The organism is Allonocardiopsis opalescens, assembly GCF_003002095.1.
Lineage (GTDB): Bacteria > Actinomycetota > Actinomycetes > Streptosporangiales > Streptosporangiaceae > Allonocardiopsis > Allonocardiopsis opalescens.
The window spans coordinates 78,617-103,640 of the sequence record NZ_PVZC01000004.1 but is presented as its reverse complement, the minus strand read 5'-3'; the positions used below and the strand labels follow the sequence as shown (position 1 = coordinate 103,640).

26 protein-coding genes are annotated in these 25,024 nt (G+C 75.3%); 2 read left to right on the top strand and 24 right to left on the bottom strand.

The annotated features are described in order from the left end of the window. The first annotated feature begins 248 nt into the window (after positions 1-248). On the top strand, positions 249-2,000 hold the full coding sequence (locus CLV72_RS13990; protein WP_106245748.1) for a bis-aminopropyl spermidine synthase family protein: 1,752 nt from the start codon (positions 249-251) through the stop codon (positions 1,998-2,000). A gap of 62 nt (positions 2,001-2,062) precedes the next feature. Here CLV72_RS13990 and CLV72_RS13985 read toward each other — a convergent pair whose 3' ends face one another. The 20 genes from CLV72_RS13985 to CLV72_RS32820 all read right to left on the bottom strand — a co-directional run bounded on the left by CLV72_RS13985 (position 2,063) and on the right by CLV72_RS32820 (position 19,833). Further along, positions 2,063-3,547: a hypothetical protein gene (locus CLV72_RS13985; RefSeq protein ID WP_106245746.1), complete on the bottom strand. Its 1,485-nt coding sequence runs from the start codon at positions 3,545-3,547 to the stop codon at positions 2,063-2,065. A gap of 87 nt (positions 3,548-3,634) precedes the next feature. Further along, positions 3,635-4,636: a hypothetical protein gene (locus CLV72_RS13980; protein WP_106245744.1), complete on the bottom strand. Its 1,002-nt coding sequence runs from the start codon at positions 4,634-4,636 to the stop codon at positions 3,635-3,637. 74 nt (positions 4,637-4,710) lie between these two features. Then, complete coding sequence (locus CLV72_RS13975; RefSeq protein WP_106245742.1) at positions 4,711-5,709, bottom strand: prolipoprotein diacylglyceryl transferase family protein; 999 nt, start codon at positions 5,707-5,709, stop codon at positions 4,711-4,713. A 3-nt stretch (positions 5,710-5,712) separates the two neighbouring features. Further along, on the bottom strand, positions 5,713-6,624 hold the full coding sequence (locus tag CLV72_RS13970) for a DsbA family protein (RefSeq protein WP_170140976.1): 912 nt from the start codon (positions 6,622-6,624) through the stop codon (positions 5,713-5,715). A gap of 181 nt (positions 6,625-6,805) precedes the next feature. Continuing rightward, the gene (trpA, locus tag CLV72_RS13965) at positions 6,806-7,606 is read right to left on the bottom strand and encodes a tryptophan synthase subunit alpha (protein ID WP_106245738.1); all 801 of its coding nucleotides are present in this window, start codon (positions 7,604-7,606) and stop codon (positions 6,806-6,808) included. Beyond that, positions 7,603-8,826, bottom strand: a complete 1,224-nt coding sequence (gene trpB / locus CLV72_RS13960) for a tryptophan synthase subunit beta (protein ID WP_106245736.1) — start codon at positions 8,824-8,826, stop codon at positions 7,603-7,605. The genes trpA and trpB overlap by 4 nt, the downstream gene beginning before the upstream one ends. A 180-nt stretch (positions 8,827-9,006) precedes the next feature. After that, complete coding sequence (gene trpC / locus CLV72_RS13955; protein ID WP_106245734.1) at positions 9,007-9,813, bottom strand: indole-3-glycerol phosphate synthase TrpC; 807 nt, start codon at positions 9,811-9,813, stop codon at positions 9,007-9,009. Positions 9,814-9,985: 172 nt separating this feature from the next. Continuing rightward, on the bottom strand, positions 9,986-10,426 hold the full coding sequence (locus tag CLV72_RS13950; protein ID WP_106245731.1) for a DUF2752 domain-containing protein: 441 nt from the start codon (positions 10,424-10,426) through the stop codon (positions 9,986-9,988). Then, entirely contained in the window at positions 10,423-10,797 is a 375-nt protein-coding gene (locus tag CLV72_RS13945) for a DUF2752 domain-containing protein (RefSeq protein ID WP_245930184.1), read from the bottom strand. Before CLV72_RS13945 ends, CLV72_RS13950 begins: the two co-directional genes overlap by 4 nt. A gap of 95 nt (positions 10,798-10,892) precedes the next feature. Next, positions 10,893-11,264, bottom strand: coding sequence for a CD225/dispanin family protein (locus CLV72_RS13940; protein ID WP_106245727.1), 372 nt, complete (start codon positions 11,262-11,264; stop codon positions 10,893-10,895). A gap of 174 nt (positions 11,265-11,438) precedes the next feature. Beyond that, on the bottom strand, positions 11,439-11,714 hold the full coding sequence (locus CLV72_RS13935) for an HGxxPAAW family protein (RefSeq protein ID WP_106245724.1): 276 nt from the start codon (positions 11,712-11,714) through the stop codon (positions 11,439-11,441). Between the two features lie 8 nt (positions 11,715-11,722). After that, positions 11,723-12,331 (bottom strand): Trp biosynthesis-associated membrane protein, encoded by a 609-nt coding sequence (locus CLV72_RS13930; RefSeq protein ID WP_245930183.1) that lies wholly within the window; start codon positions 12,329-12,331, stop codon positions 11,723-11,725. Beyond that, on the bottom strand, positions 12,328-12,678 hold the full coding sequence (gene hisI / locus CLV72_RS13925; protein ID WP_106245722.1) for a phosphoribosyl-AMP cyclohydrolase: 351 nt from the start codon (positions 12,676-12,678) through the stop codon (positions 12,328-12,330). Before hisI ends, CLV72_RS13930 begins: the two co-directional genes overlap by 4 nt. Positions 12,679-12,779: 101 nt before the next feature. Further along, complete coding sequence (locus tag CLV72_RS13920) at positions 12,780-14,651, bottom strand: ABC transporter ATP-binding protein (protein ID WP_106245719.1); 1,872 nt, start codon at positions 14,649-14,651, stop codon at positions 12,780-12,782. After that, the gene (locus CLV72_RS13915; RefSeq protein ID WP_106246943.1) at positions 14,651-16,612 is read right to left on the bottom strand and encodes an ABC transporter ATP-binding protein; all 1,962 of its coding nucleotides are present in this window, start codon (positions 16,610-16,612) and stop codon (positions 14,651-14,653) included. Before CLV72_RS13915 ends, CLV72_RS13920 begins: the two co-directional genes overlap by 1 nt. Positions 16,613-16,805: 193 nt before the next feature. Beyond that, positions 16,806-17,576: an imidazole glycerol phosphate synthase subunit HisF gene (gene hisF, locus CLV72_RS13910; RefSeq protein ID WP_106245717.1), complete on the bottom strand. Its 771-nt coding sequence runs from the start codon at positions 17,574-17,576 to the stop codon at positions 16,806-16,808. Then, on the bottom strand, positions 17,573-17,995 hold the full coding sequence (locus CLV72_RS13905; protein ID WP_106245714.1) for a Rid family hydrolase: 423 nt from the start codon (positions 17,993-17,995) through the stop codon (positions 17,573-17,575). Before CLV72_RS13905 ends, hisF begins: the two co-directional genes overlap by 4 nt. Further along, positions 17,992-18,759 carry a bifunctional 1-(5-phosphoribosyl)-5-((5-phosphoribosylamino)methylideneamino)imidazole-4-carboxamide isomerase/phosphoribosylanthranilate isomerase PriA gene (gene priA / locus CLV72_RS13900; RefSeq protein ID WP_106245711.1) on the bottom strand — a complete coding sequence of 256 codons (768 nt, stop codon included), beginning with the start codon at positions 18,757-18,759 and terminating at the stop codon, positions 17,992-17,994. Before priA ends, CLV72_RS13905 begins: the two co-directional genes overlap by 4 nt. Continuing rightward, positions 18,756-19,391: an imidazole glycerol phosphate synthase subunit HisH gene (hisH, locus tag CLV72_RS13895; protein ID WP_106245708.1), complete on the bottom strand. Its 636-nt coding sequence runs from the start codon at positions 19,389-19,391 to the stop codon at positions 18,756-18,758. Before hisH ends, priA begins: the two co-directional genes overlap by 4 nt. A gap of 154 nt (positions 19,392-19,545) precedes the next feature. Next, positions 19,546-19,833 (bottom strand): ATP-grasp domain-containing protein, encoded by a 288-nt coding sequence (locus CLV72_RS32820; protein WP_211302866.1) that lies wholly within the window; start codon positions 19,831-19,833, stop codon positions 19,546-19,548. A gap of 333 nt (positions 19,834-20,166) precedes the next feature. Here CLV72_RS32820 and CLV72_RS13885 point away from each other — a divergent pair, with 333 nt between their 5' ends. Further along, positions 20,167-20,406, top strand: a complete 240-nt coding sequence (locus tag CLV72_RS13885) for a hypothetical protein (protein ID WP_146159451.1) — start codon at positions 20,167-20,169, stop codon at positions 20,404-20,406. 13 nt (positions 20,407-20,419) lie between these two features. On the opposite strand, the gene hisB is transcribed toward CLV72_RS13885, so the two are convergent. The 4 genes from hisB to CLV72_RS13865 all read right to left on the bottom strand — a co-directional run bounded on the left by hisB (position 20,420) and on the right by CLV72_RS13865 (position 25,017). Beyond that, positions 20,420-21,016, bottom strand: coding sequence for an imidazoleglycerol-phosphate dehydratase HisB (gene hisB, locus CLV72_RS13880; protein ID WP_106245700.1), 597 nt, complete (start codon positions 21,014-21,016; stop codon positions 20,420-20,422). A gap of 133 nt (positions 21,017-21,149) precedes the next feature. Continuing rightward, entirely contained in the window at positions 21,150-22,241 is a 1,092-nt protein-coding gene (locus CLV72_RS13875; protein ID WP_106245698.1) for a histidinol-phosphate transaminase, read from the bottom strand. After that, complete coding sequence (gene hisD, locus CLV72_RS13870) at positions 22,238-23,551, bottom strand: histidinol dehydrogenase (RefSeq protein WP_106245696.1); 1,314 nt, start codon at positions 23,549-23,551, stop codon at positions 22,238-22,240. The genes CLV72_RS13875 and hisD overlap by 4 nt, the downstream gene beginning before the upstream one ends. Before the next feature lie 47 nt (positions 23,552-23,598). Next, positions 23,599-25,017 (bottom strand): GMC family oxidoreductase, encoded by a 1,419-nt coding sequence (locus CLV72_RS13865; RefSeq protein ID WP_170140975.1) that lies wholly within the window; start codon positions 25,015-25,017, stop codon positions 23,599-23,601. Positions 25,018-25,024: the final 7 nt, after the last annotated feature.

Sequence of the window (25,024 nt, the reverse complement as noted above, 5' to 3'; positions counted from 1 at the left end):
GTGCACACGGGGACGACATTGGCCCTGCTGCGGTGGCTACGAGGTTAGCGCAACCGCTGACAGCATTGCCGAGCGGCCGGAGCCCAAACCTCTGTGGTGATCGTACCCAATAGCCCGTTTTCCCAGGTGTACAGGGTGCCGCGGAGTAGGTGGGGAAGCGCGCCATCGGCGGATTGGTCTGGACCTCATACCCGGATGAGCTGGGCGAACACCTCCGCGGTCCGCCCGGGCATAGGGTGGTCCACGCCATGTCCGAATCCACGCAGCCCGCCGGGACCGCGCCCGTTCCGGCGCCCTCTCCGGAGCCCCCTCCGTCGCGGACGCCACCGGTTCAACCGCCGGACGCGCCGGCGTCTTCCCGTACCGAGCCCTTCGCCGCCGCGCCCGGCCTGCCCGACGCGCTCGCCGCGCTGCTGGCCGCCGAGAGCGTGCACGCCGCCCGCTGGTACCCGGTGCTGCGCGCCCTCGCCGAGGAGTGGCGGACCGTCGGCGAGCTGGTGCGCGCCAGCGCGCTGTCGCGGCGGGGGGTGGAGCGGCTGCTGGACGCGCTCGGCGGTGAACTGGAGCACGACGGCGAGCGGGTCAGGATCCGGCCCGCCGCCGCCGGCCGCTACCTGGGCCTGCCGGCCGAGTGGGCCGGCGATCCCGCCCGGCTCTCGCCCGAGCGCCACGCCGCGGAGCTGGCCGAGCTGGAGCGGCTGGTGGCCGGGGCCCCGCCGCCGCTGCGCCGGCTCGACCACGTCGCGGCCACCCCCGAGACGGCGCTGCGGCGCGCGCTGCTGCTGGCCGGGCGGTACGAGCTGGCCGGGGCGCACCTGCTGTGCGTGGGCGACCACGACCTCACCTCGCTGGCCGCGACCCTGCTGCACCCGGGGCTGAGCGCGAGCGTGGTGGACGTCGACGACCGCGTCCTCGGCTACATCGAAAGCAGTGCGGCCCGGCTGGGCCTGCCGGTGCGCTGCTACTACGCCGACCTGCGGCACCGGCTGCCGCAGGCGCTGGCCGGCGGCGCCGACCTGGCCTTCACCGATCCGCCCTATACCCGCGAGGGGGTGGAGCTGTTCGTCCGGCGCGCGCTCGGCGGGCTGCGCGACGCACGGCAGCGCCCGGTGCTGCTCGCCTACGGGGCGAGCGAGGCGACGCCGGGGCTGGTGCAGCCGGTGCAGGAGACGCTGGCCCGCCTCGGTCTCGTCACCGAGGCGATCTGGCCCGACTTCAACCGCTACGACGGCGCCGAGGCGATCGGCGCCGCCAGCGACCTCTACCTGCTGCGGGGGACGCTGCGGTGGCGCCCGGCCCAGGGGCGGCGCGGCGCCGGCCCGGCCGAGTGCGCGCCCAGCCGCATCTACACCCACGGCCCGCAGTCCCTGGAGGCGCCCGGCGGCGACGGCGCGGCGCCCGCGCCCTCGCGCTCCGCCACCCGCGAGGCGGTCGGCGACTGGCTGGCCGAGGCCGCCGCGGCGCGGGGCGGCCGCCGCGTCCCGCTGGTCGACTGGACCGCGCCCCCGGCCGCCCGGGGCGGCGCGGCCGCCGTCGACCTGCTCGACGCGGCACCGGGCGCGCTCCCCCGGGCCCTGCTCACCGCCGGGGCGGACACCGTGTACGCCTTCGTCCCCGACGACGCGCACGAGCTGCGCCGCCGGCCGGCCCAGCGCCGGCTGGCCGCGCTGCTCGACCCCTGGTTCACGCTCCGGATCCTGCGCGGCACGCCCACGCCCCGGCTGGCCGTGGTGGCGGCGCACCGGGTGCCGCCCGACTCCCCCGAGCGCGCCCTGCTGGCCCGCTGCGCCCAGGCCCCCTTCGCGCCGCTGGGCAGCGCGCTGCGCGAGGCGCTGATCGCGGTCGAGGCCGAGCAGGGCCGCACGGTCAGCAAGCGCGAGGCGCGCCTGCGGGTGGCGGCCGCCGCCCCGTGGCTGTCCGGGCACGCCCTGGCCGACCTGCCCGCCCACCGCCTGTCCCGGCTGCCGTCGGTCGCCGAGGAGCTGCTGGACGGGCGCTGAGGGCCGTCGCGGCCCGCACCGCCAGGGCGGCCGCCCTGGCGGTGCGGGCGGCCGCTGCGCGGTCAGCCGGTGGTGCCGGTCTCGACCGGCGCCTCGCCCGTCTCGGTGCCCGTCTCCGTCGTCTCGGCGGTGCCGCCCGAGGCGCCCTCGGCCTCGACCAGCCGCCGGTAGAGCACATGCTCGATGCCGTTCAGGGCGACGAGCGCGTCGCGCATCGTGTCGGCGGAGGCGTCGCCGCTCACCGGCTCGGCCCACACCACGGTGAGGTAGTGGCCCGCCACGGTGGCCCGGGCGCTGCCCGCGTCGCCGCCGAGGCCGTCCAGCGGCGGCTCGGCGGAGGGCGACAGCACGAAGCCGCCCGCGTCGGCCTCGGGGGCCAGCCGCGCCGCCACGGCGGCGGAGGCGGCGGAGTCGCGCAGGTTGAACAGCGCGACCACGCCCATGTAGGAGTCGCCCGCGAAGGCGGCCCGGGCGACCTGGGTGCACTCGCCCTCGGCCAGGGCTGCGGCCAGTTCCTCGCCCCACACCGCCGCGCCGCAGTCCGCGCCGAACTCGGCGGCGACCTGGGCCATCGCGGCGGTGCCCGCCCCGATCTCGGTGAGGCGGTCGTCGAAGACCTCGCTCTCGGCCAGCGGCCTGCTGTCGGACTCGCGGTCGGCGATCGCGGCGAAGGTGTCGCCGGAGGAGTCCACCCGCAGCGCGGCCGGGGCCGGGTCGCCGGCCTCGCCGGCGCCGGGGCCGAGCAGGAACCAGGCGCCGCCGGCGAACAGCGCCAGCGCCACCACGGCGGCGAGCGCGATCACCAGGACGCGGCGCCGGCCCGCGCCGCGGCCGCGCTGCCGGGAGCGGCGCGCGGCGCGGCGCTCCTCCCGCTCGCGTTCGCGTTCGGCCTCCTCGTCGGCGGCGCGGCGCCGCCGCTCGGAGCGGCTGCCGCGCCGGACGGGCTCGGCGGGCCGGTCGTCGTCGCGGCCGCCGGGGTGCTCGGCGGGCCGGGGCGGCTCGGCCTGCGGCTCGGGCCGCAGGTCGCGGTAGGGGTCGGCGCCCGGCGGCGGTCCGGCGGGCGCGGCCTGGCCGGGGGCGGGGCGCTCCGGCGCCCACTCCTCGGGCGGCGGCTGCCGGGAGGGTGCCGGGGCGGGCTCGGCCAGCGGGTCGCGGTACGGCGCGATGGGCTGCTGGTAGCCGGCCGGCTGCCCCTGGTGCGCGGGGGGCGGCTGCTGGTAGCCGGCCGGGCGCTCCTGCGGCGGCGCCGGTCGGGCGTTCCAGCGTGGCGGCGCCGCGGGGTGCGGCTGCTCGGGGGCGGCGGGCGGCGGGGCGGACGCGGGGGGCGGGGCGGCGCGCCGGCCGCGGGTCTCCTGCCGGAAGCCCTCGCCGGCGGGTTCGGCGGCCGGGGGCTCGTCCTGCGGCGGCTTGGCCCGCCTCGGGCGGTAGCCGCCGCTCTCGTCCTTGCGCTCCGATCCGGCACGGGACGGCTGCTCGCCACCACCGCCGGACAGGAGATCACCGCCGTGCGGGTACTGCGGATCGGGCCGCGCCGGATAATCGCTCACGAAGGGGCAGATTAGTGGCTAAGCCACGAGGTTGTGACCAACTTGGCGCGAACTTGGGCCCGATGTTGGGTCCGTCACCGGCCGCGGTCAGCCCTCGCCGCCCTCCTCGGAGCCGGCTTCGGCCCGCCGCACCCGCTCGTACACCGACAGGCCGGCGTCCATCAGCACGACGTTGAGGGAGGCGATGGAGTCGCCCTCCCCGGGCTCGGCGCCGTCCTCGCGCGCCACCCAGAACACCGCCACGTAGTGGCCCATGACCTGTGTGCTCGCCTGACTGTAGCCGGTGCGGAAGGCGTCCACCTCGCCGCTGAGCGGGCGGACGAAGCCCATCGCGTTGCCCGGGTCGAGCGGTTCGAGCACGGACTCGGCGGCGCCGGTGTCAGCCAGGTTGAACAGCGTGAACTGGCCGACGTAGCCGTTGTCCTCATCGGTGTAGACGCCGCGCACCGCCTGGGAGCAGTCGGCGTCGGCCAGCGCCTGGACCAGCCGCGAGCCCCAGACGGCGGCGGCGCAGTCGTCGTCGAGCCGGGAGTCGCGCAGCCGCAGCCGGTAGTCCTCGAAGGCCAGCTCCTCGGTGTCGGAGCCGAAGACCTCGTCGACGGTGAGCGGTTCGGCGTCGGCCTCGCGGTCGGCGATCGGGTCGAACAGCGGAAGCTGCGCCTGGTCGTAGTAGACCTCCGGCCGCAGGCCCGCCTCCTCTTCCTCGCCCTCCGGGGCGCCGCCCAGGGTCTGGTTCAAGGTGCCGTCGGCCGGCAGCAGCGACAGCTGGATGCCGAGCACGACGACGAAGGCGAGGAAGGCGACCAGGGTGGAGACCAGCAGCCCGCCGAGCACCCAGGTGCCGCGCCGCCGCCGGCTCTGCCTGGCCAGGGCGAAGACTCCGGATCTGGCCGCCGCGACCAGCGGCGGGGCGGACGGGCTCGGGCGGCGGCCGCCCTTGCGCCGCCGCTGCGGGGCGGTGCGCACGGCGGTGCCGGAGGCGGCGGCGCGCCCGCCGGCGCGGCGGGGGCGGGCTGCGGGCTCGTCGGTGCGGCGCCTGCCTCGGGCGGCCCGGCGGCCCGAGGGGCCGGTCGCGGATTCATCACTCACGGTCGCGCAGCTTACTGCCCGCTGGGACCCGTTCGGCGACAAATCGGCCATGCTCCCTCGAACCCGGCCCCGATTCAGTTCGCCGACTTCGTTACGCCCCCGTTATCATCAGCGCTTCGCCGCTCCGGTGTGGCGTCGGTCGCATTCGCCTCGGCCGGCTCCGGCGACGCCTCGGCGCTCTCGGCGGCGGTGTCCGACGCCTCGGCGGCGGTGCCGTCGCCGGACGGCTCGGCGTCCGCCGGTGCGGCGGGCGCTGAGGCCCTGCGGTTGAGCCAGACGAACCACACCAGGGCGCCCACGAAGACCAGGACGGAGGTGTAGTTGTTCAGCCGCAGGCCCAGGAACTCGTTGGCCGGGTCGATGCGCAGGTACTCGATCCAGAACCGGCCGACGGTGTAGCCCATGACGCACAGGGCGAACAGCCGCATGTCCTTGAGCTGGAAGCGGTGCCCGGCCCAGACCAGGACGGCGGCCAGCGCCATGCACCACAGGAACTCGTACAGGAAGGTGGGGTGGTAGGTGCCCTCCTGGCCGGGGAGGGTGATCTGCACCGCCCACGGGAGATCGGTGGGGCCGCCGTAGAGCTCCTGGTTGAAGTAGTTGCCCCAGCGGCCGATGCCCTGGGCCGCGGCCAGTCCGGGGGTGACCGCGTAGGCCACCTTCCCGATCGACATGCCGCGGCGGCGGCAGGCGATCAGCACGCCCAGGCCGCCGAGCGCGAAGGCGCCCCACATGCCCAGGCCGCCGTTCCAGATGTAGAGCGCGGCGATCGGCGGGTTCGGGCTGGTGGGCAGGAAGTACAGCTGGTAGTCGGTGATGACGTGGTACAGCCGTCCGCCGACCAGGCCGAAGGGCACCGCCCAGATCGCGATGTCGACGATCGCGCCCGGCTCACCGCCCTCGGCCCGCCAGCGGCGCTCGCCCCACACGATCGCGACGAAGACGCCGAGCAGGATGCACAGCGCGTAGGCGCGCAGGGGCAGGGCGAGGTCGGTGAACGGGACCGGCAGCTCCCACACGCCCTGCGAGGGGCTGGGGAAGCCGGGGAGGGCGGTGGCCGGTGCGGTCGTCATGGGTCAGCCCTGATCTGGGTCGGCCGACGCCTCGGGCGAGGCGCTGGGGTCGGTGCTCGGCTCGCCGCCGGGCTCGGCGCTCGGGCTGGTGGTGGCCTCGGGCAGCGGCGCCTGGCCCTGGGCGGCGGCGACCGCCTGGGTGAGGTCCTCGCCGGTGGGCGGGCCGTTGGTGGCGCTGCGCAGCACCTGGCCGTTGACGGTGACGGTCGGGGTGCCGAAGCCGCCCTGGGCCTCGAACTGCGCGCTCGCCGCCTCGGTGTTGGCGGTCAGCGCCTGCAGGTAGGTGCCGTCGGTCAGGCAGCTGGTGAAGGCGTCGCTCTCGACGCCGACGTCGGCGGCCCAGCCGACCAGGTCCTCCTGGCTGAAGCCCTCGCTGCCCTCGCGCGGCTGGTTGCGGAAGAGGGTGTCGGCGTAGTGCGCCCAGGCGCCCTCGTCGCCCCCCTCGGCATTGGCCGCCATGCACATCGAGGCGTTGCCGCCGCGCTGGGAGACGCCCTGCAGCGGCTCCTGGGTGAAGATGTTCACCGGGTGGTAGACCACCTGGGCCTGCCCGGTGGCGGCCAGTTCCAGCACGGTCGGCGACGCCTCCAGCTCGAAGGAGCGGCAGACCGGGCACTGGTAGTCGACCCAGATGTCGACCACGGGGGCGCCCTCGGGGGTGGCCTGGTCGGCCGCGCTCAGCACGATCGAGCTGTCCTCGGCGACGGCGACGGCCGGGTAGGGGCCGTCGTACTCCAGTTCGCCGGTGGCGGTGCCGCGCTGGATGGCGTAGCCGAACAGCAGCACCACGGCCAGCGCGAGAGCGCCGCCGCCGACCCACCAGGCCGTCCTGGTCAGCTTCTCCCGGCGCTTCTCGCGCTCCCGCTCCTGCTTGAGCCGTTCGCGGGCCGCAGCCCGCCGGTCGGACTTACTCACCGTCGCCACAACTCCGGGAAGGCTCGCCCCACCTGAGTGGGGTGGTGGACGTTGTCATCTGCGCGTTCATGCTCGCGCGGACCCAGGGGCGGGCGCGGAGCAGCGTTCAGCCTATCGCCGCCCCGCACCCGCCGCGCTCAGGTCGTCCTGCTCCGCAACCGAATTCTTAGGAACCGTTCAGCTAAGCGCCCGCCCGCACCCCCGCGGCCAGCTCGGCGGCCAGCTCCCGCACCCGCGGCAGCGCGGAATCGACGCCGCCGGCGTCGAGCACCCGGGCGCAGAAGGCCGATCCGACGATCACGCCGTCCGCGTAGCCGGCGACCTGGGCGGCCTGCTCGCCGGTGGAGACGCCGAGGCCGACGCAGACGGGCAGCTCGGTGGCGGCGCGGGTGCGCGCCACCAGTCCGGCGGCGGCCGCGCCGACCTCGGCGCGGGTGCCGGTGACGCCCATCAGCGAGGCGGCGTAGACGAATCCGCGGCAGGCGCGCACGGTGATGCCGATCCGCTCGTCGGTGGAGGACGGCGCCACCAGGAAGATGCGGTCCAGGTCCGCCGCGTCGCTCGCCTTGAGCCAGTCGCCGGCCTCCTCGGGGATGAGGTCGGGGGTGATCACCCCGGCGCCGCCGGCCGCGGCGAAGTCGGCGGCGAAGCGGTCGACGCCGTAGCGGTCGATCGGGTTCCAGTAGGACATCACCAGCGCGGCCGCGCCGGTTGCGGCGGTGGCGCGGACCACCTCGATCACGTCGGCGGGGGTGGTGCCGGCCGCGAGGGCGCGGTCGGCGGCCCGCTGGATGACGGGGCCGTCCATGGTGGGGTCGGAGTAGGGCCAGCCGACCTCGATCACGTCGCAGCCGCCCTCGACCATGGCCTCGATCACCCGGATGGATCCGGCCAGGTCGGGGAAGCCGGCCGGCAGGTAGCCGACCAGCGCCGCCCTGCCCTCCCGGCGCGCCCGGCCGAGTGCGTCACTGAGCGTCGTCATGTCCGGTCCACCAGTCCGAAGTAGTCTGCCGCCGTCTCCATGTCCTTGTCGCCCCGGCCGGAGATGTTGACCAGGACGATCGCGTCGGGCCCCAGCTCCCTGCCGACGGTGAGCGCGCCCGCCACGGCGTGCGCGCTCTCGATGGCGGGGATGATCCCCTCCTCCCGGGACAGCAGCCGGAAGCCCTCCATCGCCTCGGCGTCGGTGACGGCGCGGTACACGGCCCGGCCGGTGTCGGCCAGCCAGGCGTGCTCGGGGCCGACGGCCGGGTAGTCCAGGCCGGCCGAGATGGAGTGGCTGTCCAGGGTCTGGCCGTAGCGGTCCTGGAGCAGGTAGGTGCGGGCGCCGTGGAAGACGCCGGGGCTGCCGCCGGTGATGGCGGCGGCGTGCCGGCCGGTGGCGACGCCGTCGCCGCCCGCCTCGAAGCCGTACAGCCGCACCGAGGGGTCCTCGACGAAGGCGTGGAAGAGGCCGATGGCGTTGGAGCCGCCGCCCACGCAGGCCGCGACCGCGTCGGGCAGCCGGCCGGCGCGCTCCAGCACCTGGCGGCGCGCCTCCTCGCCCACGACGCGGTGCAGGTCGCGGACGAGGAAGGGGAACGGGTGGGGACCCGCGGCGGTGCCGAACAGGTAGTGGGTGTGCTCGACATTGGCCACCCAGTCGCGGAAGGCCTCGTTGATGGCGTCCTTGAGGGTGCGGCTGCCCAGGGTGACCGGAACGACCTCGGCGCCGAGGATGCGCATCCGGGCGACGTTGAGCGCCTGGCGGCGGGTGTCCTCCTCGCCCATGTAGATGACGCAGTCCAGGCCGAGCAGGGCGCAGGCGGTGGCGGTGGCCACGCCGTGCTGCCCGGCGCCGGTCTCGGCGATGACCCGGGTCTTGCCCATGCGCTTGGTGAGCAGGGCCTGGCCGAGCACGTTGTTGATCTTGTGGGAGCCGGTGTGGTTGAGGTCCTCGCGCTTGAGCAGCACCCGGGCGCCGCCCGCGTGCGCGGACAGCTTGCGGGCCTCGCTGAGCGGGCTGGGCCGCCCGGCGTAGTCGGCCAGCAGTGCGGCCAGTTCGGCCTGGTAGGCGGGGTCGGCGCGCGCCTTGTCGTAGGCGGCGGCCACCTCGTCGAGCGCGGCCATCAGCGCTTCGGGGCTGTACCTGCCGCCGTAGCCGCCGAAGTGCCCGGCGGCGTCGGGCACCGGCCCGCGGCCGGGGTCGTGCGATGTGGTCATGGTGGAAGGTCACGTCCTTCGTGGAGCTGCCGGATTCGAGAGCGGAGCCGTGGGAACCCGGACACGCCCTGACGGGCTCGCGGCCTGCGGGCGCGGTCTAGACCCGGGTTCCCCAGGGCCATCGCCCGGCGGCGGCGCGGGCGGCGGGCCGGGCCGCGGGGCAGGGGCCGGCGGCGCGCATCAGTGCCGGTCCCGCAGGGCGGGGTGGGCGCCGGCGGTGACCAGGTCGGCGACGGCGCTGCGGGGGTCGCGGCCGACCACCAGGCTCTCGCCGACCAGGACGGCGTCGGCGCCCGCGCCGGCGTAGGCGAGCAGGTCGTGCGGACCGCGCACCCCGGACTCGGCGATCTTCACGCGGTCGTCGGGGATGGCCGGGGCGAGCCGCGCGAAGGTGTCGCGGTCGACCTCCAGGGTCTTGAGGTCGCGGGCGTTCACCCCGATGACCTGCGCGCCGGCGTCCAGGGCGCGAGCGACCTCGTCCTCGGTGTGCACTTCGACGAGGGGGGTGAGCCCGAGCGACTGGGCCCGCTCGACCAGGGAGACCAGGGCGTCCTGGGGCAGCGCCGCGACGATCAGCAGCACGGCGTCGGCGCCGAAGGCGCGGGCCTCCCACAGCTGGTAGGAGCTGACGACGAAGTCCTTGCGCAGCAGCGGCACGTCGACGGCGGCGCGCACGGAGGCGAGGTCGTCCAGGCTGCCGCCGAAGCGGCGGCGCTCGGTGAGCACGCTGATCAGGCAGGCGCCGCCGGCCTCGTAGTCGCGCGCCAGGGCGGCGGGGTCGGCGATGGCGGCCAGCGCCCCCTTGGAGGGGCTGGAGCGCTTCACCTCCGCGATGACCTGGACTCCGGGCCGGCGCAGCGCGGCGTGGGCGTCGCGCGGCGAGGGGAGGCGCTCGGCGCGCTCCTTGAGCCGCTCAAGCGGGGTGGCGCGCTGCCGGTCGGCGAGGTCGGCGCGTACGCCGGTCAGGATCTCGTCGAGCACGCTCACGTGGGACGTTCCCCCTTGGGACGGCTGGTACGGACGGTCCCCGGCCGGCTGTGGCTGTGGCCGTGGTGCGGGACCGGAAGGGTCGGGCTGGTGCGGTGCGGGCTGGGTCGCGGCGGGGACCGCCGACCGCCCGCTGTCTGCCGATGGTATCGGCAGCCTCGCGGACGGGTGGTCACGGCCCCAGGTACGGGCCGAGCATCGTGACGTTGCGCAGCACCCAGAAGGCGATGACGACCGCGAGCAGGCCGTACAGCCAGGCCGGGTGCGGGACGGGCACCGGGCGGTCCGAGGGTCGCACCGCCCGGTACAGAGCGTAACCCCAACCGAGCAGCAGCCCGGGCAGTATCAGCAGGACGGTGAGCGGATTGAGGCCGACGGCGGTGAGGATCTCGCCCTGGGTGAGCGCGTGCACCGCGCGCAGCGAGCCGCAGCCGGGGCAGCTCCAGCCGGTGGCCGCCAGGAACGGGCAGGCGGGGTAGTGGCCCGGCTCGTTCGGGTCGACCAGCGCGACCACGGCGGTGGCGGCGGCGCCGAGCGCGCCGAGCACCAGCGGCGCCACCAGCGGGTGCGGCCGGAGACCGCGGGCGCGGCCCCGGCCGCCGGGCGGGCTCATGCCCCGGGCGCCAGCCAGGCGCCGAGCGGGATCGGGAGGTTGCGCAGGATCCAGTAGCCGTTGATCAGCGCGAAGGTCGCCCACATCCACGCCGGGTGGGCCAGGCTCGCTCGCGGGCGCTCGCGCACGGTGCGCAGCGCCCAGCGGCCCCACCAGAAGGCCAGCAGCGGCAGGGCCAGCACGAACAGGACGTTCATGTCGACGGCGCCGGCGAGGTCGCCGTGCACCAGCAGGTTGGTGGCCCGCAGGGTGCCGCAGCCGGGGCAGTACAGGCCCGTCAGCGCCAGGAACGGGCAGGTGGGGTAGTGGCCCGGCTCGTTGGGGTCGACGACGGCCACGGTGGCGACGGCGGCCGCCCCGGCGGCGAGCACAGCGAAAGGCGCCGAGACCTTGCGGACTCGGCGCCAACGCGCTGACCCGGCCTGGACGGGGCGTTCGGCACTGTCCAGGTGCTGCGCCATCGTGATCAGTAGTACGACGGCGCGGTCGCCATGGAGGCGGCGAACACGAAGAAGTACAGGATCGCGTAGAGCACGCCGGCGATGACGCCCGCGACGGCCGACCAGATCGCGAAGTTCTTGGCCTTGTTGGAGGCGTCCTGGGCACCGGCGTAGTCGCCCGCCTGCCACTTGGAGTTGACCTGGGTGCTGAAGACGATTGAGACGATGCCGAGCGGGAGGCAGCAGCAGATCGTGCTCAGGATCGACCACACCAGGTAGTTGTCGGGCGGGGTGCCGCCGCCGCCCGGCTGGCCGCCGTAGCCTCCGCCGTATCCGCCCTGGCCACCGGTGGGGCCGCCGTAGCCGCCCTGTCCTCCGGTCGGGTATCCGTAGCCCATCGGGTTCGATCCCCCCGCTAGATGAAGTCTTGTTCGGGTGTGGTTCTCGGCCGCTTGACGGCCGACGCGGCGGACCAGGCAGGTCCGGCCGACGTTGGTTCATGGAGCTTAGCGGTCAGCCTGATCACGCCGCGGTAAACGTCTGCCCGACTAGGGCGGTATGACCGCTTGTGGTCAGCCCGCCTTGGCCGTCTCAGCAGGGGAATCGTCGGTCGCCGCGGTGACGGCGGCGCGCACCTTGCGGCCGAGTCCGGCCGCCTGCATCAGCTTGCCGACGATCAGGCCGACGACCGCGATGGCGACCGCGACACCCGTCCACAGCCACACGCCGCCCCCGGTGGCGATGATGCCGACGCCGCCGACGGCGCTACCGATGATCATGATGGTGACGGCGGTCCAGGCGGCGGGGGTGTGGCCGTGGTCGTCGTGCCGCTGCGGCGTCTGAGACATCTGAGACCTCACTGCTCCAGGTTCTCGGGCTTGCGGGTGGGGTCGACCCCGTGGTCGAGGGCGTCCCACAGGCGCGCGGGATCGTCGGCCGCCTCGGCGGCGCCCGCCGGGCCCGTCCGGCCCGACGCCCCCGGGTGATCGTACCGGCTGCCCATGGCGGGCCAGGCACCACCCCTGAGCAGGGTTGCGAGCCCCGCGGCCACCAGCAGCAGGGCGCCCGCGAAGGCCAGCCACGGCCACAGCGGGGCGGCGGCGACCGCGTCCAGGCGGCCGGTGGGGTGGTCCTCCAGGGCCGCGGCCAGCATCGGCCCCTCCCCCGCGGCGGCGAGCACCGCTGCGGCGGCCCCGGCGCCCAGCGCGGCGGCCGCGCCGCCGACCAGGCGGCGCCAGCGGCCCCTGGTGGCCAGCAGGGCGGCGACGGCCGCCAGGCCGGCCCAGGCCAGGGCCTGCGCCGTCCCGGCCAGCCGGGAGCCCTCCAGCTCGACCACGGCGTCCTCCAGCGGCGCGGGCAGGTCCAGGGAGACCCGGGCCCACACCTGCGCCAGCGCGGCCAGCATGCCGCCCGCCCCGGCGGCGGTGAGCGCGGCGGCGGCCGCCAGCTCCCGGCCCGGGCTCACGGCGCGCTCACCGGCAGCGGCGCGGCGTCGAAGCAGGTGCGGTCGCCGGTGTGGCAGGCCGCGCCGGTCTGGTCGACCTTGACCAGCAGGGTGTCCCCGTCGCAGTCCAGGCTGACCGAGCGGACGGCCTGGGTGTTGCCTGAGGTCTCGCCCTTCACCCAGTGGGCGCGGCGGCTGCGCGACCAGTAGGTGGCCCGCCCGGTGGTGAGGGTGCGGTGCAGGGCGTCGTCGTCCATCCAGGCGAGCATCAGCACCTCGCCGGTGTCGTACTGCTGGACGACGGCGGGCACCAGCCCGTCGGCATTGCGCTTGAGGCGGGCGGCGATGGCGGGGTCGAGCGCGGACATGGCGTGGTGTTCTCTCCCGGTGCTGGCGGACGGCGGTTCGGGCGGCCGCGTGCTTCGATGGTCCACCCCGCTCGCGCGGGGGCGGCGGCGGGGTGGGGTGTTCACAGCTGCTGCTGGCGGGTCCAGGAGGCGTTGAGGGCGGCGTAGACGCCGGGGCGGCCGGCCAGTTCGCGGTGCGGGCCGCGCTGCACGACCCGGCCCCGGTCGAAGACGATGACCTCGTCGGCGGCCTGGGCGGTGGACAGCCGGTGCGCGATGGACACGGTGGTGCGGCCCCGGGTGAGCCCCTCGATCGCCCGCTGCAGCCGCACCTCGGTGGCGGGGTCGACGGCGGAGGTCGCCTCGTCCAGCACCAGCAGGTCGGGGTCGGCGAGGTAGGCGCGGGCCAGGGCAACCAGCTGCCGCTCCCCCGCCGACAGGGACTCACCGCGCTCGCCCACCGGGGTGTCCAGGCCGTGAGCCAGCCCGTCGAGCCAGTCGGCCAGGCCCAGTTCGGTGAGGGCCGAGCGGAGTTCGTCGTCGGTGGCGCCGGGGCGGCCGAACTCCAGGTTCTCGCGCAGCGTGCTGTCGAAGAGGAAGCCCTCCTGGGGCACCATCACGATGCGGGAGCGCAGGTTGTCGAAGCGCACCTCGCGCAGGTCGGTGCCGTCGACCAGCACCCGCCCCTCGACGGGGTCCATCATCCGGGTGAGCAGCTTGGCGAAGGTGGTCTTGCCCGAGCCGGTCTCGCCGACGACCGCGACCCGGGTGCCGGGCTCGATCGCCTCGTCGACGCCGTGCAGCACGGGAGGGCCGCCCGGATAGGCGTATCCGACGCCGCGGAACTCCACCCGGATGGGGCCGCGCGGCAGCGAGACGCCGGCGTCGGCGGGGTCGGCGATGTCGGGGACGGTGTCCAGGACGCCGAGGACCCGGCGCCAGCCGGCGATGGCGTTCTGCGCCTCGTTCAGCACCTCGGTGGCGGCGGCGAGCGGCGCCACGAACAGGGTGACCAGGAAGAGGAAGGCGACCAGCCCGCCGGGGCTGATGTCGCCGTCGACCCCCAGGAGCACGCCGACGACCACCACGGAGGCGTTGGTGATGGCGGCGACCATCTCGGTGGTCGGGAAGGTGAAGGCGGACAGGCGCTGGGCGCGCACCTGAGCGCGGCGCATGTCGGCGACGGTGGCGTCGATGCGCTCGGAGGTGCGCTCCTCGGTTCCGTGGGCGCGGATCACCGAGGCGCCGACCACGGTCTCGCTGATCGCGCCGAGCATGTCGCCGGCCCGCTCGCGCACCACCAGGTAGGCGCCCGACAGCCAGCGCTGGAAGTAGCGGACCGCAAGCATCAGCGGCAGGAAGCAGACCCAGACAACCAGGGTGAGCTGCCAGGAGTACACGGCCATCAGCACGGTGGCGATCAGCAGCTGGCCGATGCTGATGATGAGCATCAGGCCGCCGGACTGCATGAACGAGCTGACCTGGTCGACGTCGGAGGTGACTCGGGAGACCAGGGCGCCCTTGCGCTCGGTGTTCTGAGTGAGCACGGACAGGTCGTGGATATGCCGGAAGGCCTTGCGCCGCAGGGTGGCCAGGCCCGACTCGGTGGCCCGGTACAGCCGCACGTTCATCTGGTAGGCGCAGACCGAGGTGACCACGACGCCGACGGCGCACACCAGCACCATCGCGATGACGAAGCCGGTGTCGGGGGTGCCGGTGGCGATGCCGCGGTCGACGGCCTGCTGCACCGCGATCGGCACCAGCACTCTGCCCAGGGTGGCGATGACCGCGAACACGAGGGTGACGCCGAGTCCGGCCCGGAACTCCGGCGACAGCCCGAAGCCGCGCCGGACCGTGCCGATGGCGGAGTCCTGCGCCCGGCTCAGCCCCGGCTGCGGGCCGGGCGCACCGCCGGGGGCCGGCGCCGCGGCGAGGGGCGCGGCGCGGCCGCGTCCGGTGCGGCCGGCGGTGGTGTCGGTGGTGTCCGTGCTCATCAGGCCACTGCCTCGGATTCCTCGACGTCCGTGGGCTCGGTGCGCAGGCCGGCGGCGGCCTCGGCGGCGCGCTGCTCCTCGTCGCGCTGGTAGGCGGTGACGAGCCGCCGGTAGCCCTCGACCCGCTCGGTCAGCTCGTCGTGGGTGCCGGTGGCGACCACCCGCCCGCCCTCCAGGTAGACCACCTCGTCGGCCAGCGCGATGGTGGACCTGCGGTAGGCGATCACCACGACGGTGGCGGCCAGGTCGGCTCGGCGCAGCCCGGTCAGGATGTGCTCTTCGACCTGGGGGTCGACGGCCGAGGTGGCGTCGTCGAGCACCAGCAGCCGGGGGCGGCGCACCAGCGCCCTGGCCAGCGCGATCCGCTGCCGCTGGCCGCCCGACAGCGAGGTGCCGCGCTCGCCGAGCCGTGAGTCCAGGCCGTCGGGGAGGGCGCGGACGAAGGCGTCGGCGTGGGCGAGCCGGAGCGCGGTCCAGATCTCGCCGTCGGTGGCGGGGGCGCCGAGGGCGATGTTCTCCCGGACGGTGTCGTCGAAGACGAAGGTGGTCTGCGGGACGAGGGCGGCGGTGCGGGAGATCTCGCCCTTGGCCAGCTCGCGCAGGTCGGTGCCGTCGTAGCGCAGGGTGCCGGAGTCGGGGTCGACCAGCCGCAGCAGCAGCGAGGCCAGGGTGGACTTGCCGGCGCCGGTGGGGCCGACGATCGCGACGGTGCGGCCGGGCGGGATGGCCAGGTCGACGCCGTGCAGCACGGTGGTGCGGGGGCCGGTGCCGCCCTCGCCGGGGTCGGGCCCGCCGCCGAGGTCGCCGGCCGAGATGCCGTCGCGGTCGGCGCCGGAGGCGTCGCGGTAGCCGTCCTCGTAGCCGAAGGTGACGCCCTCGGCCGTGACGGCGACGCCGCCCGGTGCCTGGCCGGCGGGCAGCCGGGCGGTGCCGTAGGCGGTGGAGCCCCGGGCGGTCAGCACCGCCTGCATCCGGTCCCAGCCGACGACGGCGCGCGGGAGGTCGCCGAGGATCCAGCCGAAGGAGCGGATCGGGAAGGCCAGCAGGGTGAACAGGAAGGCGAACTGCACCAGTTCACCGGGCGTCATCGCGCCGCCCTCGATGCGCAGCACGCCGACCAGCAGCACCACGAGCACGCCGAGGTTGGGCAGCGCCTCCATCACCGGGTCGAACATGCCCCGGACCCGGCCGACCTTGATCTGGGCGTCGCGCAGCCGGGAGGCGGCGGCGGTGAAGCGCTCGGTCTCGGCGTCCTCGCGGCCCAGGGTCTTCACCACGAGGGCGCCGTCGAAGCTCTCGTGCGCCACCTCGCTGACGCGTGCGCGCAGCGCCTGGGCGCGGGTGGCCAGCGGCGAGAGGCGGTGCTGGTAGACGTAGTTGAGCAGCGCGATCGCCGGGAAGACCAGGAAGCCGACCAGGGCCAGCACCAGGTCGGTGATCAGCATGGACGCGGCCGCGATGACCAGCATGTAGGCGGTGCCGATGGCCATGGGCAGCGGGGCGAGCGGCTGCCAGGCGGCCTCGACGTCGGAGCCGGCGTTGGACAGCAGCTGCCCGGTGGGGTGGCGGTGGTGCCAGGCCAGCGGCAGCCGCAGGAAGGTGTGGCTGACCCTGCGCCGGTAGTGGGCCTGCATCCGGTACTGCATCAGCCCGGCGAACAGGCGGCGGAAGGCGAGCCCGGTGGCCTTGAGCACGCCGACGCCCAGCAGCAGCCCGGCCGCCGTCCACAGCGCGGCGGCGGTGGTGTCGCCGGCCCGCAGCGAGGGCAGGATGATCTCGCTGGTGATGTAGCCGAGCACGCTGGCGCTGCCGACGGTGACGGTGGCGTGCAGCACGGCGCCGAACATGGCGAGGCCGAAGGGGCCCGGCTCGGTGCGGATGGCGGTCCACAGCACGTACAAGCCCCTGGTGAAGACACGGCCCCGGGTGGGTGTCCGCGCCGCGCCCGCCCCGTCAGCCATCTGCTCCCGCCACTCCCCCGCCATCGCTCGGCCGCGCCCCCGCGCAACGACGCCACGTTACCCGGGTCCGCCGACATCCCATGTTCGACAACCAGGTGCAAGTGCGCGGACCCGGTGCGTTATTCCGGCCGCCGGCGCGGATCGCGCGGCCGCCGGCGCCGCGGCGCGGGTGCGTCCCGGGCGGCGCCGCAGGTCAGCGCACCGGGTATCCGCCGCCGCGCAGCTCGGCCTTGATCTCGCCGACCTCGATCTCGCCGAAGTGCAGCACGCTGGCGGCCAGCACCGCCTGGGCGCCGGCCGCGACGGCGGGCGGGAAGTGGCCGACCGCCCCCGCGCCGCCGCTGGCGATCAGCGGCACGGTGACGACGGCGCGCACCGCGCGCAGCATCTCCAGGTCGAAGCCGGTCTTGGTGCCGTCGGCGTCCATGGAGTTGAGCAGGATCTCGCCCGCGCCCAGCTCCTGGCCGCGCCGCGCCCACTCCACCGCGTCCAGGCCGGTGCCGGTGCGGCCGCCGTGGGTGGTCACCTCGAAGCCGCTGGGGGTGGTGGTGCCGGGCGGGGTGCGGCGGGCGTCGACGCTCAGGACCAGCACCTGGCGGCCGAAGCGGTCGGCGATCTCGGCGATCAGTTCGGGGCGGGCGATCGCGGCGGTGTTCACCGCGACCTTGTCGGCGCCCGCGCGCAGCAGCCGGTCGACGTCTTCGGTGCTGCGCACCCCGCCGCCGACGGTGAGCGGGATGAAGACCTGGTCGGCGGTCCTGCGCACGACGTCGTAGGTGGTCTCGCGGTCGCCGCTGGAGGCGGTGATGTCCAGGAAGGTCAGCTCGTCGGCGCCGGCGGCGTCGTAGGCGCGGGCCAGCTCGACGGGGTCGCCCGCGTCGCGCAGGCCGCGGAAGTTCACGCCCTTGACCACGCGCCCGGCGTCGACGTCCAGGCAGGGGATGACGCGCACGGCGAGGGTCACGGCGCCTCCGGGTTCCAGGCGTCCAGCTCGACCTCGACCAGGTGGTCGGGGTGGATCAGCCGGGCCACCTGCACCATCGAGGCGGCCGGCGGGTTCGCGGCGAAGAACTCGGCGTGGGCGCGGCCGACCGCGTCGGAGTCGCGGTCGATGTCGGTGAGGTACATGCGGGTGCGGAGGACGTGCTCGGCGCCCAGGCCGAGTTCGGCGAGGGCGGCCAGCGCGATGCCGAAGGCGGTGCGGGCCTGGCCGTGGGCGTCGCCGACCTGCGTGACGGCGCCGCCGACGGTGGCGGTGCTGCCGGAGACCGCGACCAGCGGGCCCCTGGCGACCGCCCGGCAGTAGCCGAAGCGCTCCTCCCACGGGCCGCCGCTGTGCACCCGCCTGGCCGCGGCGGCGAGGGCCGCGGGCGTGCCGCTCATCGGGCCGCCACCGCGGCGAGGGCGTCGACCAGGGTGAAGTTGCCGTTGTACAGGGCGGTGCCGATGATGGCGCCCTCGACGCCCAGCGGGGTGAGCGCGGCGATCGCGCGCAGGTCGTCCAGGCTCGACACCCCGCCGCTGGCCACCACGGGCGCCTCGGTGCGCGCGCAGACCTCGCGGAGCAGATCGAGGTTGGGGCCCTTGAGCATGCCGTCCTTGTTCACGTCGGTGACGACGTAGCGGGCGCAGCCCTCGCGGTCCAGCCGCTCCAGCACCTCGTACAGCTCGCCGCCCTCGCGGGTCCAGCCGCGTGCGGCCAGCCGGGTGCCGCGCACGTCCAGGCCGATGGCGACGGCGTCGCCGTGCTCGGCGATGACCTTGGCACACCACGCGGGGTCCTCCAGCGCGGCGGTGCCGATGTTCACCCGGCGGCAGCCGGTGGCCAGCGCGGCGGCCAGGGATTCGTCGTCGCGGATGCCGCCCGACAGCTCGACCTTGACGTCGAGCCGGCCGATGATCCCGGCCAGCAGTTCGCGGTTGTGGCCCCGCCCGAACGCGGCGTCCAGGTCGACCAGGTGGATCCACTCCGCGCCCGCCCGCTGCCAGGCGAGCGCGGCGTCCAGCGGGTCGCCGTAGCGGCCGCCGGTGCCGGCCACGCCCTGGACGAGCTGGACGGCCTGCCCGCCCTGGACGTCCACCGCGGGCAGCAGTTCGAGCACCGGCGCGGGGGCGTCGGACCGGGGCGTCGGGGGGGTGGTGTTCACGAAAGGCTCTCCAGCCAGTTGCGCAGTAGGGCGGCTCCGGCGTCGCCGGACTTCTCGGGGTGGAACTGGGTGGCCGACAGGGGGCCGTTCTCCACGGCCGCCACGAAGGGCGTGCCGTGGGTGGACCAGGTGACCAGCGGCGGGACGAAGTGCGGGCCGGCCGTCTCCAGCTCCCAGCGCAGCACGCCGTAGGAGTGCACGAAGTAGAAGCGCTCGCCGCCCACGCCCGCGAACAGGGTGCTGCCCTGGGGGGCGTCGACGGTGTTCCAGCCCATGTGCGGCAGCACCGGGGCGCTCAGCGACTCCACCGTGCCCGGCCACTCGCCGCAGCCCTCGGTGGTCACCCCGTGCTCGACGCCCTTGCCGAACAGCACCTGCATGCCCACGCAGATGCCCAGCACCGGCAGCCCGCCGGCCAGCCGCCGCCCGATCAGCCGGTCGCCGCCGACCTCGCGCAGCCCCGCCATACAGGCCCCGAAGGCACCGACCCCGGGCACCACCAGCCCGTCGGCCGCCATCCCGGCCCGCGCGTCCGCCGTGACCTCGACCTCGGCCCCGGCCCGCTCCAGCGCCCGCTGCGCGGACCGGAGGTTACCCGACCCGTAGTCCAGCACGACGACCCGCTTGCCCACCTGCTCCGCCTCCTCCCGACCGGCCGAGACCGGCCGAAGCTCCGCCAGCCATCCTAGGCGAGACGGGCGCCCGCCTGAGCTGCCGGAAGCCCGGGACCGGCCGCGATGGCGACCGCGACCGCGGCCGTGCGCGTCGCGGCCGCGGGCGGCGGTGTCACGGAGCGGGCGCCGGGGCGGGGCGGCGGACGAAGCGCCGGTCGTGCTCGCCGACCGCGCCGGCCGGGGCGGCGGCGCGCAGGACGACGTCCAGGGCGCCTTCGGGGTCGGCGGTGTAGTGGCCGCCGGCCCAGGCGGCATTGGCCTCGATCACCGCCCAGCCGTCCGGGGTGCGACCGATGTCGACCACGATCGCGCTGGGCAGGGTGTGCGCGGCCGCGGCGAGCAGGTCGGCGCCGAAGGCGGCTGCCTCGGCGGACAGCGGGCCCAGGCCATACCCCACCACCGTTCGTCCGTTTCCGGTTCGCCAGCGTACCGATTCGGCAGGCGTCTCGCACCGCGGAAAACCTTTCGGCCGCCACCTTCGCGGGAATGAATTCGATAACAGATCACGAACGGGAACACTGGCGCCGCGACCGGCGCAAAGGTATCCGAGCGAGGCGGTGGAAATCGCCGATGATCACTCGATCCGGCGACTCCGCCAAGAATCGAACCTTTCCGGCAAGGCTTGACGCGGATCGTTCCCGGTCTCTTCACCGGGAATGACCGGGTCGGTTTTCCGGGCGAAAGATCGAATTCTTCGAGCCGTTAGGTGTGCGGCTCGGGGCTGCTGGCGGTCATGGAGGCGACACCCGACGTCTTCGGCGGCCCTCACGTCACCCCCGGCGGCCCCTCCCTGATCACCGATGGAACCTGGCTGTGGCGCGCGGACCCGGTCCACTACGCCGCGCACTATCCCCTGCGTTTCGATCCGGAACTCGTCGCGTTCGTACGCGCACACGACTACATGCCGCCGGAAGTGGACCTGACTGACGAACTCTATGAACAGATCGACGAGTACTTCGGTTGCACCGGATGACCCGGACCGGTCCCTACAGCACCCCCTTGGTCGACGGGATCACCCCGGCGGCGCGGGGGTCGAGTTCGCAGGCTTCGCGCAGGGCGCGGGCGAGGGCCTTGAACTGGGCCTCGACGATGTGGTGGGCGTTGCGGCCGTAGGGGACGTGGATGTGCAGGCAGACGCGGGCCTGGGCGACGAAGGACTCGAAGATGTGCCGGGTCATCGTGGTGTCGTAGTCGCGGCCGATGAGCTGGGCCATGCCTTCGGGCTCGCTGTGGACGAGGTAGGGGCGGCCGGAGAGGTCGACGGTGACCTGGGCCAGGGCCTCGTCCAGGGGGGCGGCGGCGGTGCCGAAGCGGCGCACCCCGGCGCGGTCGCCCAGGGCCTGGGCGAAGGCGGCGCCCAGGGCGAGGGCGGTGTCCTCCATGGTGTGGTGGGTGTCGATGTGGAGGTCGCCCTCGGTGCGCACGGTGAGGTCGAACAGGCCGTGCCGGCCGAGCTGGTCGAGCATGTGGTCGTAGAAGCCGACCCCGGTGCCGATGTCGGTCTTGCCGGTGCCGTCGAGGTCCACTTCGACCAGGACCTTGGTCTCCTTGGTGGTGCGCTCGACGCGGCCGGTGCGGCTCATCGCTGCTGTCTCCTCGGTGTGCGGGACGGTTCGGTCGGGGCGGTGCGCGCGACGGTGCGGACGGCGCCGGTCACCGGTGTGCGGTTCGTGGTCGGTGTGCGGTTCTTCAGCGGTGTGCGGGTCGCGGGCGGGGTCAGCGGACGGCGGCGAGCAGGGCGTCGCGGAAGGCGGCGTTCTCGGCCGGGGTGCCGATGGTGACGCGCAGCCAGCGGGGCGGGCCGACCTCGCGGACCAGCACGCCGCGGTCGAGCAGCCGCCGCCATACGGCGCCGCGGTCGTCGAACTCGCCGAAGAGCACGAAGTTGGCGTCGGAGTCGGCCACGGTGAAGCCCTCGGAGCGCAGCCAGGCCACCAGGTCGTCGCGCTCGGCGCGCAGCGCGTCGACCGTGCCGAGCAGTTCGCCGGCGAAGGAGAGCGCGGTGCTGGCCACGACCTGGCTGACGGCCGACAGGTGGTAGGGCAGCCGCACCAGCAGCAGGGCGTCGACGACGGCAGGCGAGGCGGCGAGGTAGCCGAGCCGGGCCCCGGCCATGGCGAAGGCCTTGGACATGGTGCGGGTGACCACCAGGCGGGGGTGCTCGGGGAGCAGGGTCAGCGCGCTGGGGGTGCCGGCCCGGGCGAACTCGGCGTAGGCCTCGTCGACCACCACCATGCCGGGGGCGGCCTTGGCGATCCGCTCGATGGTGTCCAGCGGCACGGCGGTGCCGGTGGGGTTGTTGGGCGAGGTGACGAAGACGATGGCGGGCCGGTGCCGCTCGATGGCGGCCAGCGCCTCGCCGGTGTCGATGGTGAAGTCGGCGGCCCGGGGCACCCCGATCCACTCGGTGCTGTTCACCCGGGTCAGCAGCGGGTGCATCGAGTACGAGGGCTCGAAGCCGAGCGCGGCGCGCCCGGGACCGGCGAAGACCTGGAGCAGCTGCTGGAGTATCTCGTTGGAGCCGTTGGCCGCCCACACCTGCCGGCCGGTGAGGCCGTGGCCCAGGTAGGCGGCGAGGTCGTCGCGGAGCCGCACCGCGTCGCGGTCGGGGTAGCGGTTGAGGCCGCGAGCGGTGTCGGCCACGGCGGCGCCGATGGCGGCGGCCAGCCGCTCCGACGGCGGGAAGGGGTTCTCGTTGGTGTTCAGCGCCACCGGGACGTCCAGCTGCGGCGCGCCGTAGGGCGAGCCGCCGCGCAGGTCGTCGCGGATCGGGAGCTCGGCCCAGGTGGTCTCCGCCCGCTCGGTCACGACCGCCCCTCCCCCGCGCCCCCGGTGAGGCGGACCCGCACGGCAGCGCCGTGGGCGGGCAGGTCCTCGGCCTCGGCGAGGGTCATCACGGTGCCGGCCACCTCGGCCAGCGCCTGCGCGGAGTACTCCACCACGTGGATGCCGCGCAGGAAGGTCTGCACGGACAGGCCGGAGGAGAAGCAGGCGCAGCCGCCGGTGGGCAGCACGTGGTTGGAGCCGGCGGCGTAGTCGCCGAGCGAGACGGGGCTGTGCGCGCCGACGAAGACCGCGCCCGCGTTGCGGACCCGGGCGGCCACGGCGGCGGCGTCGGCGGTCATCACCTCCAGGTGCTCGGCCGCGTAGGCGTTCACCACCTCCAGGCCGTGGTCGACGCCGTCGACCAGCACGACGCCGGACTGCGGGCCCGCCAGCGCCTCGGCGATGCGCCCGCTGTGCTTGGCGGCGGCCACCTGGGCGGCCAGCTCGCGCTCGACCGCGTCGGCCAGCTCCTCGGAGTCGGTGACCAGAACGGCGGCGGCCATGGGGTCGTGCTCGGCCTGGCTGACCAGGTCGGCGGCGACGTGGACGGGGTCGGCGGTGGCGTCGGCCAGCACGGCGATCTCGGTGGGGCCGGCCTCGGCGTCGATACCGATGCGGCCCTTGAGCAGCCGCTTGGCGGCGGTGACCCAGAGGTTGCCGGGGCCGGTGACCATGTCGACGGGGCGGCAGGGGCCGGCGCCGTAGCCGAACATCGCCACGGCCTGCGCGCCGCCGACCGCGTACACCTCGTCGACGCCCAGCAGCGCGCACGCGGCGAGGATGGCGGGGTGCGGGCGGCCGCCGAACTCCGGCTGCGGCGGCGAGGCGACGGCCAGCGACTCCACCCCGGCGATCTGGGCCGGGACGACGTTCATCACCACGCTGGAGGGGTACACGGCCCGCCCGCCCGGGGCGTACAGCCCCACCCGGCCCACGGGCACCCACCGCTCGGTGACGGTGCCGCCGGGCACCACCCGGGTGGTGGTGTCGGTGCGGCGCTGGTCGGCGTGGACCAGCCGCACCCTGCGGATGGACTCCTCCAGCGCCGCGCGCACCTGGGGGTCGAGAGCGTCGAGCGCGGCCGCGATCTCCCCGGGCGGCACCCGGACGGAGTCCAGCCGCACACCGTCGAGGCGCTCGGTGATCTCGATCAGCGCCGCCTCGCCGCGATGCCGGACGTCCTCGCAGATGGTCCGCACCGTCTCCAGCGCGGACTCGACGTCGGTGTCGGCCCGGGGCAGCACATCGCGCGGGTCACGGTCGGACCCCCGCAGGTCGATTCGTGAGATCACCCGTCCAGTCTATGGGCCGCCGCCCCGCCGCCGTCCCGTCTTCGCCCTCAGCCCTCGGCCCTGATCAGCGCCGCGATGCGCTCGGCGACCATGATCACGGGCAGCTGGGTGGGCGCCGAGGGGACGTCGGGGAGGATCGAGGCGTCGGCGACGCGCAGGCCGCGGCGGCCGTGCAGCCGGCCGTGCACGTCGACGACGGCGAAGGGGTCGGTGGCCGGGCCCATCCGGCAGGTGCCGCACATGTGGTAGTGGCCGCCGAGCTGGTCGGGCACCCAGCTGTGGAAGACCTCGGGGTCCAGCAGCTCCTTGGGGTCCATCTCGTCGGCCGAGCCCCAGGAGGCGGTGAAGGCGCCGGAGGTGAGGGTGTGGGCGAGGGCGGTCACGGCGTCGCGCATGGCGGCGCGGTCGAGGTCGTGGTCGAGCAGGTTGAGGTCGATCCTGGGCCGCCCCTCGGCGTCGAGTTCGACCCGGCCGCGCGAGCGCACCCGCATCAGCGCGGCCAGCAGCACGCCCCGGTCGGCCATGCCGACCACGGTCTTGCCCATGCACGGCACCAGGTGGATGTCGCCGCGCCCCACGGAGGACGACAGCCGCAGCAGCGAGCCGATGCCGTGCACGCAGGTGTCGCCGGAGGCGGGCATGGTCCACTGCGCCTCGACGGGCACGCTCACCACCGGGTGGTCCGACAGGGACCGGCCGACGCCGGGCCCGCCCAGGCCGGAGCGGAGCAGCAGCGAGGGACTGCCCACAGCGCCGGCCGCCAGGATGACCTCGCCGGCCTCGATCTCCATGCCGTCGGCCAGCCGGACGCCGCGCACCGCAAGCCCGTCGTCGAGCAGCCCGACGGCTTCGGCGCCGCCGCGCACCGCCAGGTTCGGCCGTCCGCGCGCCGGTTCGAGCCACGCCTGGGCGGCGCCGTGCCGGCGCGGGCCGCTGGCGGTCCACCACAGCGGCCCGCCGCCGTCGGCGGCGGAGCGGTAGAGGTCGGCCGAGCCGGACAGGCCGTGGTCGGCGGCGGTGGCGAGCACCGCGGCGTCCAGCGGGTTCAGCTCGGCGGCGCCCAGGCGGCGCAGGCCGCGGGCCAGCGCGCGGTACCAGGGCCGCACGTCGGCCCAGGACCAGCCGACGGCGCCGTACTCGCGCTCCCAGCGGTCGTGGTCGTGCGGCAGCCCGGGCAGCGCGATCATCGCGTCGACCGCGCCGCTGCCGCCGACGCCGCGCCCGCACAGGTAGGGCTGCGGCTCGCGGCCGGGCATCGACTCGGCGGCCACCCCCGGCCACAGGGTGCCGTCGTGGCGTCCGGCGGCGTGCCAGTCCAGCCCGGCCAGCGCGGGCGGCAGCTCGCCGGAGCGGCGGTCGGGCCCGGCCTCGATCAGCAGGACCGTGCGGGCGGCGTCCTCGCTCAGCCGGGCGGCCAGGACGCACCCGGCGGTCCCGGCCCCGACGACGATGTGGTCCACCCGCACGGCCAAT